Source organism: Komagataeibacter rhaeticus (assembly GCF_011611525.1).
GTDB lineage: Bacteria > Pseudomonadota > Alphaproteobacteria > Acetobacterales > Acetobacteraceae > Komagataeibacter > Komagataeibacter rhaeticus.
Window position 1 is genome coordinate 2,810,229 of record NZ_CP050139.1, and the last position, 14,860, is coordinate 2,825,088.

15 protein-coding genes, 1 tRNA gene and 1 riboswitch are annotated in these 14,860 nt (G+C 59.5%); of the genes, 11 read left to right on the forward strand and 5 right to left on the reverse strand.

Annotated elements, in window-relative coordinates:
- Window positions 1-2 precede the first annotated feature (2 nt).
- The 5 genes from GWK63_RS12805 (at window position 3) to GWK63_RS12825 (ending at window position 5,028) form a co-directional block, all read left to right on the forward strand.
- Window positions 3-956: an MlaD family protein gene (locus GWK63_RS12805; RefSeq protein ID WP_007397720.1), complete on the forward strand. Its 954-nt coding sequence runs from the start codon at window positions 3-5 to the stop codon at window positions 954-956.
- Entirely contained in the window at window positions 953-1,624 is a 672-nt protein-coding gene (locus GWK63_RS12810) for a PqiC family protein (RefSeq protein WP_007397719.1), read from the forward strand. The genes GWK63_RS12805 and GWK63_RS12810 overlap by 4 nt, the downstream gene beginning before the upstream one ends.
- Before the next feature lie 85 nt (window positions 1,625-1,709).
- Complete coding sequence (locus tag GWK63_RS12815; protein WP_223846535.1) at window positions 1,710-2,198, forward strand: hypothetical protein; 489 nt, start codon at window positions 1,710-1,712, stop codon at window positions 2,196-2,198.
- A gap of 1,717 nt (window positions 2,199-3,915) precedes the next feature.
- Window positions 3,916-4,230: a type II toxin-antitoxin system RelE/ParE family toxin gene (locus GWK63_RS12820; RefSeq protein WP_223846536.1), complete on the forward strand. Its 315-nt coding sequence runs from the start codon at window positions 3,916-3,918 to the stop codon at window positions 4,228-4,230.
- Window positions 4,231-4,332: 102 nt separating this feature from the next.
- Entirely contained in the window at window positions 4,333-5,028 is a 696-nt protein-coding gene (locus GWK63_RS12825; protein WP_166498148.1) for a MucR family transcriptional regulator, read from the forward strand.
- A gap of 74 nt (window positions 5,029-5,102) precedes the next feature.
- On the opposite strand, the gene GWK63_RS12830 is transcribed toward GWK63_RS12825, so the two are convergent.
- Window positions 5,103-5,648: a TetR/AcrR family transcriptional regulator gene (locus tag GWK63_RS12830; protein WP_166498149.1), complete on the reverse strand. Its 546-nt coding sequence runs from the start codon at window positions 5,646-5,648 to the stop codon at window positions 5,103-5,105.
- Window positions 5,649-5,735: 87 nt separating this feature from the next.
- Here GWK63_RS12830 and GWK63_RS12835 point away from each other — a divergent pair, with 87 nt between their 5' ends.
- Window positions 5,736-6,344 (forward strand): glutathione S-transferase family protein, encoded by a 609-nt coding sequence (locus GWK63_RS12835; protein ID WP_166498150.1) that lies wholly within the window; start codon window positions 5,736-5,738, stop codon window positions 6,342-6,344.
- A gap of 112 nt (window positions 6,345-6,456) precedes the next feature.
- On the opposite strand, the gene GWK63_RS12840 is transcribed toward GWK63_RS12835, so the two are convergent.
- Entirely contained in the window at window positions 6,457-6,744 is a 288-nt protein-coding gene (locus GWK63_RS12840; protein ID WP_166498151.1) for a YciI family protein, read from the reverse strand.
- A 249-nt stretch (window positions 6,745-6,993) separates the two neighbouring features.
- On the opposite strand from GWK63_RS12840, the gene GWK63_RS12845 reads away from it, so the two are divergent.
- Complete coding sequence (locus tag GWK63_RS12845; protein WP_166498152.1) at window positions 6,994-7,647, forward strand: glutathione binding-like protein; 654 nt, start codon at window positions 6,994-6,996, stop codon at window positions 7,645-7,647.
- On the opposite strand, the gene GWK63_RS12850 is transcribed toward GWK63_RS12845, so the two are convergent.
- Window positions 7,603-8,550, reverse strand: a complete 948-nt coding sequence (locus tag GWK63_RS12850; RefSeq protein WP_166498153.1) for a LysR family transcriptional regulator — start codon at window positions 8,548-8,550, stop codon at window positions 7,603-7,605. The two genes, GWK63_RS12845 and GWK63_RS12850, sit on opposite strands and share 45 nt — an antisense overlap.
- Before the next feature lie 186 nt (window positions 8,551-8,736).
- On the opposite strand from GWK63_RS12850, the gene GWK63_RS12855 reads away from it, so the two are divergent.
- A complete protein-coding gene (locus GWK63_RS12855) occupies window positions 8,737-10,062 on the forward strand; it encodes an acyltransferase (RefSeq protein WP_166498154.1) in 1,326 nt (441 codons plus the stop codon).
- 135 nt (window positions 10,063-10,197) lie between these two features.
- Entirely contained in the window at window positions 10,198-10,818 is a 621-nt protein-coding gene (locus GWK63_RS12860) for a hypothetical protein (protein WP_166498155.1), read from the forward strand.
- Here GWK63_RS12860 and GWK63_RS12865 read toward each other — a convergent pair.
- Complete coding sequence (locus GWK63_RS12865) at window positions 10,712-12,478, reverse strand: tyrosine-type recombinase/integrase (protein WP_166498156.1); 1,767 nt, start codon at window positions 12,476-12,478, stop codon at window positions 10,712-10,714. The two genes, GWK63_RS12860 and GWK63_RS12865, sit on opposite strands and share 107 nt — an antisense overlap.
- A gap of 221 nt (window positions 12,479-12,699) precedes the next feature.
- Window positions 12,700-12,773: transfer RNA gene (locus GWK63_RS12870), tRNA-Gly, on the reverse strand.
- Window positions 12,774-12,888: 115 nt separating this feature from the next.
- A riboswitch (SAM riboswitch) is annotated at window positions 12,889-12,969 on the forward strand.
- A gap of 135 nt (window positions 12,970-13,104) precedes the next feature.
- On the opposite strand from GWK63_RS12870, the gene metZ reads away from it, so the two are divergent.
- On the forward strand, window positions 13,105-14,331 hold the full coding sequence (metZ, locus tag GWK63_RS12875; RefSeq protein ID WP_007397716.1) for an O-succinylhomoserine sulfhydrylase: 1,227 nt from the start codon (window positions 13,105-13,107) through the stop codon (window positions 14,329-14,331).
- Between the two features lie 62 nt (window positions 14,332-14,393).
- The gene (apaG, locus tag GWK63_RS12880; protein WP_007397715.1) at window positions 14,394-14,804 is read left to right on the forward strand and encodes a Co2+/Mg2+ efflux protein ApaG; all 411 of its coding nucleotides are present in this window, start codon (window positions 14,394-14,396) and stop codon (window positions 14,802-14,804) included.
- Window positions 14,805-14,860 lie beyond the last annotated feature (56 nt).

The window sequence follows — 14,860 nt, forward strand, 5'->3', positions numbered from 1 at the left end:
CGATGGCCGACAGGCAGACGCTTATCGGCGCGGCCGTACTGGGTGTGGGGGCCATTGCGCTTGCCGTGCTGGGCATGACGGGCTGGCTGCCCATACCGGGGCGCAGCACCGAGGCGGTCGTGGTGTTTGAAAGCCCGACCAACGGGCTGGACATCGGCTCCCCCGTCAATTTCCGTGGCGTGCCGGTGGGCGCTGTCGAGCGGATTACGGTACGGGTGGACCCGGCCGACCATCATACCTACATGCCGGTCTACATCCTGTTCGATCCCGCCCATGCGCCCGGCCATGGCGACCTGCCGCCCCTGTCCACGCTGCTGGCCAACGGGCTGCGGGCGGATATGGTGCTGCACAGCCTGGTAACCGGCCAGACCGAACTGGACCTGGACCTGGACCCCCAAACGCCACAACGCCTGCACCCCGACCTGACGGACATGCCCGAAATACCCATGGGCCAGACAGCGCTCCAGCAGCTGGAGGCAACGCTGATCTCCACTTCCGTGCAGCAGCTCCACAATGACCTGATTACCGCGCTGGCCAGCATACGCCGGCTGGCGGCGGACATGGACCGTGACATGCCCGGCATGATCGCCAGCATCCGCACCACGTCAGGCCACGCCGATACCGCGGCCAGCCAGATCCGCGCCGCCATTACCGATGTGACGGACCATGCCAGCGTGACCATCAACCGCCTGGACCAGCTGATCAGCGCCAATAGCCGCGAATTCGTGGCCCGCCGCGCGGAACTGCAGGCCCTGATCGGCAATACCCGCCAGACCATGGCGCAGGCGCGTGAAACCCTGGCCAGCCTGCGCGCCCTGACCGACCCGCAATCGCGTGACAGGCTGAATCTGGACGCTACGATGCGTGATGTTATGGAAGCCGGCTACGGGCTGCGCGGATTCGCCACTGAAGTCGAAAGTAATCCGCAACTTCTGCTGATGGGACACAACCAATGAAAACGCGCCAGCCCGCCTTCCCTTCCCGCCTGAATCCGTCCCTGCGGGCGGCGGGCGGACTGCTGCTCTGTGCCGCCATGCTCTCGGCGTGCTCCTCGGCGCCGGTGCGCTTCTACACGCTGGGCGCGCCCGCCGTGGCCGTGGGTGCGCAGGGCACCGGTACCACGGCCATTACCGACAGCACGCCGGTGATCGAGGTCGAACGCACCCGCCTGCCCGATTACCTGGACAGCCAGGACATCATGGTCCGCAACGGGCATGAGATCGAACGCAGCGGGCTGGGCCGCTGGGCCAGCCGCCTGTCAGTGGGGGCCACGGACCTGATCACCGCGCGCCTGGCCCAGAAATGGCCGGATCTGTTCGTGACCGACCAGCCGCAGCCCGACCGCCCCACCTGGCGGCTGCAGCTCAACATCAGCCGGCTTGATGTCAGCCGCGATGGCCAGTCGGCACTGAACGCGGACTGGGCCATCATTCCGCAGGACCCGCGCGCCGCCATCCTGCGCAACCGCACCAGCATCGTCATGAACGGCAATACGGCCAATAACGCCAATATCGCCAGTGTCACGGAAAACCTGCTCAATGAACTGACCAGCCGGATCGAGACCAGCTGGCCCAACCCCACCCAGCCGGAAGCCACCAGCCCGCGCCATCACGGCCACAGCTAGGCCGGGCTTCCATCCCGGCGGGGGAACCATCGGGACAGGCAGGCATTGGTTGCGCAGATGTGCAACCTGCCGGAGCAAGCTTGTCATGCCCCCTTCCCCTTTACGCGTCCATGGCCTGATCCTGGCGGCCCTGCTTGCCATCACGCCCATCCCGGCGGGCGCACAGACCGGGCCGGTCATCCTGGCCCAGCATCCCGGCACCGAACTGGACCGGCAGGCACGCGCACTGGTGGCCCGCGACCTGGCGGACGCGGCAGGCAGCCAGGAGCGCCCGGTCCTGCTGACCGGATCGGGGCCGGTATCCAGTGACCCACGGCGCATGGCGCTGTTCGTGCAGTTGCAGTCCGCCAGCCTGTGTGGCTCGGCGGGGTGTTCCACTTCGGTCTACCTGCGCAATGGCCACACTTGGACACGGGTGCTGGATTCCGTAAGCGGGCCGGTCACCATTACGCCCCAGGTGCATGGCGGCATGCATGACCTGCTGGTCGACAGCACAGACCGCTGGATATGGAACGGCACCACCTATACCGACACACAGGCCACCACCCAGCCACAGCCGCCAGAACGGCCCTGAGCACACCTGCCCGGCATGATGGCATCGGTGACTGGCAAAACCATATGGTTGCCGCCTGCCTGGCGCAACGTGGGAACAGCCCCGTATTCTGCCGGGGCATGCGCCTGCCAGACCGGGTATATTGTCAGGGAAAGTGGAGCGGGTGAAGGGATCGACAAATCGCCCCTAACGGGTTGATTAGAAAGCGACTCTTCACTAACAAAAAAACCAGAGGGACTACTCTGTGGACTAATTTGCGAGAGTTGGCAAGAAGGTAACATAGTCCCGTGCCTGCGTGCTGCGAATCCTCCCGGGATTGTGCTCCATTCCCGGACCCAGACAGGGTTCACACCGCCAGCCAGTCATGAGCGCGCCCATCAGGCCAAATTCGCGGGAGACGATTTCGAGCTCATAGTCTACCCAGCGGCGTGGACAGGCTTTCCCAGTTTTGCCTGGGCACTATCTATCCGAGAGCTCGGATCTCGACATGCTGTTTTTCATGTATTTTTCTTATCATGACGCTCCGATCGCGCGTCTGATTAGTTTCTCCGGAACCAGATGACCGAGTCATACGGATGAGGGGCTCGAGTCATTCGGGGAGCGCCGGATGACACGCGGCGCGATTCCATGCTATTCTGATTACAGCGTGTCGTAACGCTTTTTCAACAGGGCGGCCCCTCTGTCGGGTGGCCTGCCGAATAGAACACCCGGACCTATGGTCCAGCGGTGAACGGGGAGACTTGTTCGCTGATCTGGGAAATAGGCAGGACGTGCTTTTAGCCCTGTTGAAACACGTTACGACCCGCCCGACGCCAGGAGCGAGGACGGTCGTGCTCACTACCGCTTCTTCGTTGCTGTTTCCGAACGTCCAGAATGTGACGAAAGGGGATGGGCATGAGCGAGTGCGACGATGGCAGCCGTCGCGGCACCCGGACATTAAGCGAACGAACAAGACGTGATCGCCTTACCGGACCGAACTCTACCCATGGTAGCTCGATCACTCCCGTCCGACGTGACCCATCAGATAGATGCGGCGGCTCTGCGCGCTCTGCCCACTCTCGCGCAGTTACCCCCCTCGATGTCTGGATCCATTCTCACCTCCACGCTCGATACGACCTGGTACTCGGCGAACCTGTGCCAGCAGATCTCCTCACCCTCGTTTTGGAGTCCCCTGCATTTGGCAACGATAAAACCGGTGAGGAACAACACGACAGGAGCGGTGAGCAAACGCCACAAATTGAGTTCCCGTCATGAGCCGCACTCGCGCACATCCTTGGCAGGATCTGCGTATCTGGGCCGAAGCACGCGGCTGGTCTATGAGACTTACCAATGGGGGCCATCTTAGATGGACGCATGCTTCGGGCGCCGGTCCGGTTTACTCGGCGGCATCTCCCAGTGACTGGCGGGCGTTACGGAACGTCCGCGCGCTTATGCTTCGCTTCGAGCGTGAGATTGAAGCGTCATCTCCTGGTGAGATAGAGAAGAAGCCCAAATACAAATGAGGGCCAACGGACACTCATTTGAATAATAAATATCTTCTACACATAAACTAAGGGAGGGCAGCTTTGCCACGCGATCTGACTAATGGTGGCGAAATCCACAAGCATGAACCCCAATTTATGAAAGCTGTTCAAGAAGGCTGGGATGCCGCCGAGGACGGCCGAACACATGCCTATGCTGAGGTGCGATACTGGCTGCTCGGCTGGGGAACCGCGTCAGAGACGGAATTCCCATTGTCATGACGACCTTTACCATCGTCGCCATGACCGATGAAGCGGTCTCGGACCTGATCCGGATTAGGAACGACCTCGGAGCAAATTGTCCGGAAACTGCCAGTCGGATCGCCGTGCAGATCGTCGCCGTGTGCGATCGGCTTTCAACTATGCCGGAGCGTGGCCGCCCAGGCCTCTTTCCCGACACGAGAGAGATCTGTCCCCTCTGGCCGTATTGGGTTGTCTATCGTATCGCCGACCATGGGGTCGATGTCCTCCGTATCTGGAACAGCCAGGTAGGAGATCTTCCCGGCTTGTCCGGGTTCGATCACGACGCGTGATCATTGAAGCGCCGGAAACGGCGAAATCCGCAACATATGATTTCTTCATTTTAGCATCACATTGAGGCCGCTCTCCACTTGCGGCCGCATCGACGCTCCGTAATGATCGGTGATATTCTCAGCTGCGAACCCGACGAAAGAGCTATCGTGGACGACATCAATCATAAAAATCCGGATCTTCTTGCCGCGATGACGCAGATCGTGGCGGCGCATCTCGCTAATTCCAACACGTCGCTGCCTACCGAAAATGTCCCGGCATTCATCCGTGAGGTGTACACAACGATCCGCAACGTCAACACGACGGGGCAATCAGCTACCGGTCCCGTTCCTCCCGAAACACCGACAGCGCCCACACCTGCAGTGCCAATCGGACAGTCGGTCTTTCCCGATTACATCATATGCCTGGAAGACGGAAAGAAGCTAAAAATGCTCAAGCGGCACCTGATGTCGCGTTATCAGATCACTCCGGCGCAATACCGGGAAAAGTGGAATCTGCCGAAAGACTATCCCATGGTCGCGCCCGCCTATGCGGAGCATCGCTCAGCCGTAGCGCGGGCGATCGGCCTTGGCCGCCGTGCGGAGGTCACCGCCTCGCAAGTCGCGCAAGACGGCGTCGCTGGTGACACCATACCGTCGGCGTCGCTCGAGGTCGAGGCCACTCCGATGCCCTCTCCCAAAGGTCAGGGGAAATCAATCAACAACCAGGTGAGCAAGTCCGCCCCTGGGCGGCCTTCGAAACGGAAAGGCCGCACAGACAGCGCTCCGCAGAACCGCCGGGGCAAATCTGGAACGCCTTGAGGCAGATCTTCGGCCATTCCGTAACGGAATCCTGGTTCGAAAGGGTGACAGAGACCAAATCGCTCCGGTATCGGTCACTCTTCGCCGCTTCGTTCGAGGTCCAGCAGGATCGCCTCGGTTTCGCGCCGCAACGGTTCTGCTTCCCCGAGCGCGGATAACCACAATGTCGCGCCCTGTAGCCGTGTCAGCGCATCAGTCGCGACACGCTTGGCGTCCGGCACGCCGCCCATATCCAAGATCTCGGCCATCCCGGACCGTAGCGCCTGAAAAAACTCGCTCACGGCAGCCTTCGCCTCGGACGTCTCCGCAGGGACACCAAACGACAGGTGGAACCCCACGCAGCGGCCCCGATCACCGAGCACGGCAGCAATTCGCTCGATCAGTTCGCGATACGCTTGCCGCCAATCCGTCACGGGATCGGGCAGCCCGTCGAATGTCTCCTTCAACGTCAACTCAAGCACATCGGCGACCAGGGACTCCTTGCTTGGCAATCGGTTATAAAGGCTTGATTTCTTGAGCCCGACCCGTTCGCCAAGTTCCTGCATCGACGCGCCGGCATAGCCCCGCTCTCGAAACAGTTCACGTGCAGCGATCACGATATCGTCATAGGATGCCTTCATCTCAGCCTTCCGAAAGGACCGATCGGTCTGCTTTTATAAAGGAGAGGAGTACCTCGCAGCGCGAATCAGACAGGAGGGACGCGCGACATGAAACTTTATGATCTCGACGTATCCGGCAATTGTTACAAAGCGCGCCTATTCGCCGCGCTCGCCGGGATCCCGTTAGACCTCCGACCCGTCGATCTAATGAAACAGGAACATCACTCCGCAGTCTTTACTGGTCTCAACCCCTTTCAGGAAGTCCCCGTCCTGATCGATGGCGATTCCGTGATCCGGGATTCACAGGCAATTCTCGTTTATATGGCCGGCGGGCTGCCAGACCGGAGGTGGTGGCCCGATAATCACGCAGCGCAGGCAGAGATTGTGGCGTGGCTGTCGGTCGCAGCATCGGAAATCCGCAACGGACCCAATGCGGCACGCCTTATCAAGAAGTTCGGTGTCGATCTCGACCTGCCGACCGCACTACGCTGGAGCGAGAAAGTGCTGCCGATCCTCAACAAGCACCTGGATGCCCATGAATGGCTGGCGCTCGGACATCCAACGATCGCCGACTGCGCGATCTTTCCCTATCTGTCCGTGGCTCACGAAGGGGGTATCGATGTCACTGCCTTCCCGGCCCTTCTTGGCTGGATGACCAGGGTAACCCAACTGCCTGGTTTCATACCTATGCCAAACATGCTGATGCTACCGCGATGAGCCAATCCTCCACGTCAGCGTATCACGACATTCCGCAGCATCCAGTGTCCACATCCTCACCAATGCTCGAAGAACAGAGAGGTCCACATGAGAATCGGCGAATACTGACGGCTCAAAGAAAGTCGGCCAGTTCCGGGGCGTACTTTGTAGGCTTAAACTCAATCACCTCGTACTCTGCAATGCCATGAATGTGGAAAGGGTCCTCTGCCAAGATTGTATCCAATTCTTCGCGTGAAACCTTCCCATTGGCGAGGATCACGCCGCCTGTGCGAGGAGTTTTTCCGCCTGATGCCAAAAAAATTCCCGCGGCATAGTAGCGGTCCAAGAAGTCCCGATGCGGGCTGATGTGCGCCTCGACCTCACCGATGGACGTCCGATAGCTTAGGCTGACGACGAACATGAATTCTCTTCCCCGTTCTGTGTGCCGGTCAGGCTGCGCTAAAAAACTGTAAGCGCCAAGCTCTCCTCTGTCGCCGACCACAGATTTTGCCGCCCCGCTCGACGTGCTTCCAAGTTATCGCTGGCGAGATCATACGACCGAAGTCGGAAGACGTCCTGTACGTCTGCACGCTGAGCGTGCGCCAGTGCGTGTTCTTTTCGCCCGCCGCGGCTGATATTTTGAATGGAAACTTCATGAAGGAATAGGTGCATGTCTCTGAAGCTCTTTTTTGCTCCAGGCGCAAGTTCGCTGGCAGCCCATATTCTTCTGCGAGAAGCGGAGATTCCGTTCACATTGGAACGTGTTGATTTGATTGCCAAGCTTTGGTCAGGTGGCCATTACGACCAAATAAATCCAAAACTCTACGTTCCGGCACTGATGTTGCCGTCGGGAGACGTTCTGACCGAAGGCAACATTATACTACAATATATTTCCGACCATGCGCCGTCGAAGCACCTGCTCCCGGCGAACCACGAGCTCGACAGATATCGGGCCCTGGAATGGCTGAACTTTATCGGAATGGAGATTCACAAAAATTTCATTACACGCGAGCGTCACGGTGGCGTCGCCGCAAATTTTCTCGCAAAGACACGCGATGGACAAGCGTTTACCCGTGAGCTGGTCACGCCGCGGCTCTCGTACGTCGCGCGTCACCTTGAAACCCAGCCATTTCTTCTCGGCGATCATTTCTCGGCACCCGACGCATATTTTTTTGTCATGCTGACCTGGGCCGGACGTCTTGCTTTGGACATTAGTCATTGGCCTTCTCTCACCGCGTTCTTCGAGCGTGTTAAAAGCCGTCCGGCAGTCGCTGAGACCCTACAAATCGAGGGACCTCCCCACTCCCTCACGCCCGAAGGATAGTTTACCGGTCTCCGTGCGATGCGTGCCTTTCCGAAACACGGTCTTTACATGATCTATAACCGTGCGAACCGAGGGCACGTCTTTGCGCTGGCTATGAATGGAGAGCCAAAGGTCGCGATTGAGCGGCGGCCCCACTCCATCGCGTCTCTGCAGATTTTCATTTCTATCACCGACAAGGCGAGGTAACACCGCGACACCCAGCCCGTTCTCGGCCGCCGCCATCTGCGAGGCGATATCATCCGATGCGAACGCTACCCGCCGTTTTCCGCGGACACCATCGATCCACGCCTGTTGCGGTATATGAGCGAACCTTTCGTGAAAGGTCACGAAATCCCATTTTTCGCATGATCGTCGCAGGTATGCTGGCGAACCATATATAGCATACGCAATCTGGGAAAGACGTGAAACAACGACGCTTCCCGCGGTCGGTCTAACAAGACCGATAACGATGTCGGCCTCTCCTCTCTCGACAGAGACGATATGACTGCTGCCGCTGAGTGCGACCTGAAGATCGGGGCGCTCCATACACAGTGTGTTCAAACTTGGTGCAATGACGTGAGTAGCAAGAAGAGGTAAAGAATCTACTTTGACGACGGCAGCCTTATCGTCAGCATTAGCCTCTATATAGCGCTGCACCGCGTCACTCACGGTGCGCATAGTCTCTGACAGTCGAGCGATTTCAATTCCATGCTGCGTAAGATGACAACTCCTGCCAGAACGCAGAATGAGAGTCATGCCCATTATTTTCTCAAGATGCGCAACCCGTCTGCTCACCGTGGCGTGGTCCACCCCGAGCGCCCGCGCCGCCGCAGCAATGCTGCCACATCGTTGAAGCGTGCATAAATAGAAGAGTTCCTGAAAGCTCGGGAAGCGGTCGCTTTCCAGCGGAAGCGCATTTTCCATCGGCAGCCTTTCAAATTTGTCCCGGCAATGAAAGAACTATCGCCCTATTGGTCGCATCAGAAGCATATCTACGCCTCAAGATTGGTCCCATCGACATATCCGATGAGGGTATCGGAATTACTCGCTTCCCCTATATACGTGTGTCCGCGTATCGTCCAGAAAGAAACGGAAACACGAGGTGATGTCATGTGGACGGACCATACCGCAGCCGCGACTTCGGTGACACCTCTTTCGATAGACGCGGCCATCCTGCAAACGCCGCTGGGTGAGAATTCACCGATCGCGCGCTACGCGCGCACTCTTGCAAGACTCCGCTCGAAATCACGAGACATCCAGACGCCGCGTGACGAGATTCTATTCGGAAGAACATTTCATGACGAGTTAAAGAATCTGGCCGCGGGTCTTAACCTGCCTCCGGAACACTTCCAGATCGACACATCTGGAGATCCTCTGGAAGTCACGGAAGGCCGCGGACGCCATTTGATTTGCCCCACCCATTTCGAGAATGGTGCCTACTTTAGCCATCCTCACGCTGACCATCAGCTCGATTATGCGCCTGAAGAATTACCAAAAATACAAATCGGCAAATATGTCCGATTTGGCAAGGGAGCAGGTGTGAACGCCGGAGCCGACGTGGTGATCGGAGACGGTGCCTGGCTCTCGCCGGGAAGCCTGTTATTGCGCCAGGATCACGATGCCTATGGAAGACCCTCTGTAGGTGCCCGCACGGTCGCAATGTCCACATTGCCGCCAATCACATTGGCTGAATTCGCATGGGTAGGTCGGGACGCGATGGTTGGCTGGAATTGCGACTACATAGGCCGTTGTTCGATTGTTGCGACCCGGGCGTTCACCAATACGTGGATCGGTGATTATAGTATAGCCGGAGATCGTGGTCGCATACTTCAGTACCAGCCTTTCAAGGCCCATTTCATGGAGGAATTTAATCCCTCGATTGAAACGCTGCTTCAAATAGAAGCATGGGATGAAATCGACGCGAACTGGCGTGCGGCCTACGCCGTGACGCGCGATGGACTCGAGCGCAAGGACCTCGCCGCTGGAATAACGGCACTCGCTGGGGAGTACGCCCGGCGTAGCAATATCCTGGTGATCAACGCCAGCCATAGTTCCTATTTTGATGTATTCAAAGATCAGACGATTGATGTCGTAAGTGAATCGAGGACCTTGTGGGCTCCGTTTTTACAATACGCTGTTGACAAGCGTATGACAAACATCCGCTTGCGGTCGCAACCGGATCTCTCATCACTCCCTTTTCCGACCGGAGGAAACTTCCACTATCGACGTGCGGTCGGTTACCACCTGGTCATCGTCGATCCATCCACCGATCCACATCACGCTCCATCGGTGGACGAACTTCTTCGCGTCGTGAGACCCGGGGGTGCAGTTCTTGTCAGCGCAGATTTGCTCACGGGCACTCATGAAATCAGCAAGACCGGGCGAATAGGATCGCAAGATTTCGTTCTCGTCCGTAAGCCTCTCGAGCCAAGCTAGTGTAAGTCCAATCTCCATGAATGGAGGTGCGTGATGATCAGATTATCAGAAGCCTCAACAGACGGGGCGACATCAATTCGAATCCGCTCGAACCCGCACGAAGCGACGCGTACTTTGTTATGCACAGAACATAGTATGTATGAATTCGTCATCAATTCGATTGGTGAGGGAGGCGATATTGCTGAGCAACTCGCGGAACGAATAGCCACCTTTGGAACTGCGGGTATGAACCTTGATCGCGCGGGGTCGGACATTCCACCCCTGCTTCCTACGGCCCATTGTTCTGCCTTTGTCTGCTCATTCGGTTATACGTTTAACTACATCAATGGCGTATTGGCACCTGAGCGCGACGCTCCAGACTGGTATTATAAAGGACATGGGGCGAGTCTGAGTTCAGCAACGACAACGCTCGTGCGCCCCTATTATGGATCCGGGATGACCATCGAGGGTGAGCATGTCGCGGTCTATCTTGTTGATCGCGCGGGACGCCCCAGGTACATCGGTTATAGTCTTGCAAACGATGCCTCCGATGCGACTCTTCGGCATGAAAAACCGAGCCTGTCTGCGTTATCGAAACTGTATTCGACCCCGATTGCGCGCGAATTGCTCGTACATCCCCTGCCGGCGTCCAGAGAGATAACTGCCAACATCATTCGCGACGGGAATGTGATTTGGGAACAGACCGGTCTGCTGGGAACCGATCATATGAGATTTCCTCTCGCCGATCTGGAGGATCGGCGTCCCACGCCTGCTTGAGCACCGCCTGGATCATCCGATGCTTGACCGGATCAAGGTGCCAGTCGGGCACACGCTGCCCCCGGTTGCCCACGGCAATCGCCAACAGGTTCCCCGCCTGGACCTCGTAGCTGATCCAACGGCGAGACTTCCCGGCGAGCTTGGCGAATTCGGCCACCGGGAGATTGTGCGGTGCCTCCAGCGTGTCCATGAGCAGCATCTGGTCACGCTGAAGCTGCGAGAGCGCCGGGTTCTCTTCCTGAGCCGGTCGGCGGACAGCCGACAGGCGATGCACCGGGACTGTGGGCATCGGTTCGCCGGCCACCTCCGCGACAAGCCGCAATTGCGGCGACGGTGGGAGGGGACGTGACGGCGATGGTTTTTCTCCGCCTGCCGCTCCCTCCTCGATCCGAACGGCCAGCGGGGTACTGGCGGCCATCACCTGATCTTGTTCCAGCAGGTCCAAACGATCGGCCCAGTCCTGCATCATGCGCCGACGGGGCTCCACATAAAGCGCGTGGTTGTAGGTCGCGCTGACACGGTGAGGATCGGCGTGCGACAATTGGCCGTCGATCCAGTTCATCGGGTAGCCGATCTCATTGAGCGCCGTGGAGAGTGTGCTTCGGATACCGTGACCCGTCAGCTGGTCCGCGTACCCCATCCGCTTGAGCGCGGCGTTGAGAGTGTTCTCGCTGATCCGCTTCCGCAGGTTCGAGTCGTGGTGAAAGAGATAGCGCTGCGCGGGGGCCATTTGCGCCAGAAGGAAACGCACGATCTCGATCGCATGGGCTGACAATGGAACGATATAGGGTGGGATATCTTGCGGCCTCTTGCGCTGCTTGCGCAGCGTGAGTTGCAGCTGCTTCACCGACTCGGCCGGGATCACCCACAGCCCCTCGTCGAGATGGAATTGGTCGGGGGTGGCCGCGCGCAACTCGCCGGTGCGCACACCGGTCAGGAGCAGCAGACGGATGCCGAGCTGCGTCTGAAGACGGCCACGATAGCGACGCAACCGCTTCAGAAATGCGGGCATATCATCCAGACGCAGGAACGGATTGTTGCGCACCGGCGGCAGCGGACGCGCCACCACGTCGAGATCCGAGGCGGGATTCTGTTCCAGCCCAGGGACCTTCACCAGCGCGTAGCGGAACATCTGGTTGAGCCAGCACCGAATCTTCTTCGCCATGCTGAGCGCGCCGCGCTTCTCCACCCGATCGAGCACGTCCAGCAGGTGATGACGCCGGATGTCGTAGATCGATAAGGTACCGAGAACCGGCAGCACGTCCTTGGCGAAGATGCGCTCCACCTGGGACAACGCGGTCTGGCGACCATGGCGCAGAGACAGGGCGCGATGGGCATGCCACTGGGTGAAGACCACTTCGAAGTTATGCTCGGCCGCCTGCCGGGCTGCGGAACGCCGCTGGTCGCGCTCTACCTGGGGATTGGCTCCCTGCGCGACAAGCGCCCGAGCCTGATCTCGCAAAGTGCGGGCCTCCCGCAGGCTGACCTCCGGGTAGCTGCCGAGCGACATACGCTTCTGGCGCCCAAGCCAGCTGTAGCGAAAGTGCCACGACTTGCCGCCTCTGGCCGTGACACAGAGGGACAGACCGTCCTGATCGCCCAGCGTGTAGTCCTTGCCCGTGGCCCTGGCCTGGCGGACGACGACGTCGGTAAGAGACATGAGGAACTCCTGAGGGACATCAGGAGCGATCGTCGGTCACCTTCGCCGTCCACACCCGGCAGAAACCGGATTCGCGCACACCCGCAAAGATGGACTAAAAAATGGACTAAAAACGAGTGGCTGCGGGTGGATTTCCATGGAATTCAGTGGAACTCGACCGGGGAATTTTTCCACGATTCCAAGCGCTTGTGGAACTCGGTGGATTTCCATGGAACATGCTGTGGAGCGGGTGAAGGGAATCGAACCCTCGTATGCAGCTTGGGAAGCTGCCGTTCTACCATTGAACTACACCCGCATGCCCGCCCTCTATACTGCACAAGCGCGGCTTATGCAATTACCCCCGCCAGCAGGGCGGCAGTTGACGCACCCCGCCCTGATCCGCAATAAGCATGCATGTCCGGGGGCATCCGCCTTCCGACCCTCGTGATTTGATATGGCCGGCTTGCGGCGAGGTAAAACATACGCGCTAAAGAGGCCCGATACCGCTACCGCTCTGTCAGGGCGCGGGCATCTGGTTTCCACGGTCATGAACCGCCCCGGGCGGACCGGACTGCCGGGCATGAACCGGCCGCTGGCCACCGCCTGCCTTGTCCCGTCCACCCTGTACACAGGAATGACCACCAGCCATGACTGACCAGCCTGATCCCAAATCCTTCCGCCCCGCCACGCGCCTGATCAATGCGGGACTTGAGCGCACGCCGTATGGCGAAACCAGCGAGGCGATGTTCCTGACCTCCGGCTTTGTGTACGACAGCGCAGAGCAGGCGGAAGGCACCTTTACCGGCGATGTGTCGCACTACCAGTACAGCCGTTTCGGCAACCCCACCGTATCGAACCTGGAACGCCGCCTGTGTGATGTGGAAGGGGCGGAATCCTGTGTCCTGACCTCTACCGGCATGGGCGCGGTCTCCTGCGCGCTGCTGGCGCAGGTGCGCGCGGGAGACCGGGTCGTGGCTTCGCGCGCGCTGTTCGGCTCATGCCACTGGATCGTGGCCGAACTGCTGCCGCGCTATGGGGTGGAGACAGTCTTCGTCGATGGGGGCGACATGGCGGCATGGCAGGAAGCGCTGGACAGGCCCACGCGCGCCGTCCTGCTGGAAAGCCCGTCCAACCCGATGCTGGATGTACTCGACATCCGCATGATCTGCGACCTGGCCCACAAGGCGGGTGCGACCGTGGTGGTGGACAATGTCTTTGCAACGCCGCTGTACCAGAAGCCGCTGGAACTGGGCGCGGATGTGGTGGTCTATTCCTGCACCAAGCATATTGATGGCCAGGGCCGCGTGCTGGGTGGCGCCGTGCTGGGTACGGCCAGGTGGATTGACGAGGTCCTGCGCCCCTTTGCCCGCAATACCGGCAATTCCATCTCGCCCTTCAATGCCTGGGTCATGCTGAAAAGCCTTGAAACACTGGCCCTGCGCGTCAACGCCATGACGCAGAACGCAGCGAAGGTGGCGGACTTCCTGGCCGACGCACCGGGCATCAAACGTGTGTTCTATCCGGGGCGCAAGGACCACCCGCAATACGAGATAGCGAAAAAGCAGATGTCGGCCGGTTCCACGCTGGTTGCCTTTGAAGTCGAGGGCGGCAAGGCGGGGGCCTTCGCCTTCATGAACGCATTGCGGCTGATCTCGATTTCCAACAACCTTGGCGATGCGCGCTCCCTTGTCACGCATCCGGCCACCACCACCCACATGAAGCTCACACCCGAAGACCGGGCGCGGCTTGGCATCAATGACGGGGCGATCCGTTTCTCGGTCGGGCTGGAAGATGCCGATGACCTGATCGATGACCTCCGGCGCGGCCTTGCGGCGCTGGCCAACCGGCCAATACAGGAGCACCGCCTGCCATGAGCAAGAACAGGCCTTTCCCTCCCCCCACCGGGGAAGGGACGGACTCCCCGCCGGGCGAGGCGATGGATAACGTCCCCTGTTTCGAGGCCGTGACGGACGATGTCCGTGTGGTTGTCCAGACCTTCTGGCTGGATGACCAGTCCGAGCCCGATGAGCACCGCTATGTGTGGGCCTACCGCGTCCGGATCGAGAACCACGGCAGCGAACAGATCCAGCTCCTGCGCCGCAGCTGGCGCATCGTGGACGGGCAGGGCCGGATCGACCGCGTGGATGGGGATGGCGTGGTAGGCGAACAGCCACTGATCGACGCCAGCGGCAGTTTTGAATACATGTCAGGTGCCGCACTGGAAACACCGACCGGCTTCATGGGCGGCATGTACCACATGATCCGCCCGGCCAGCCGCCAGCATTTTGATGTCGACATCCCCGTCTTCAGTCTGGACAGCCCGCACCATCCGGCCATCCTGCACTAGTTCCGGCCCGGATTCCTTCCTGCGGCCTGTCCCGACCGGACAGGCCCCTGCAACAA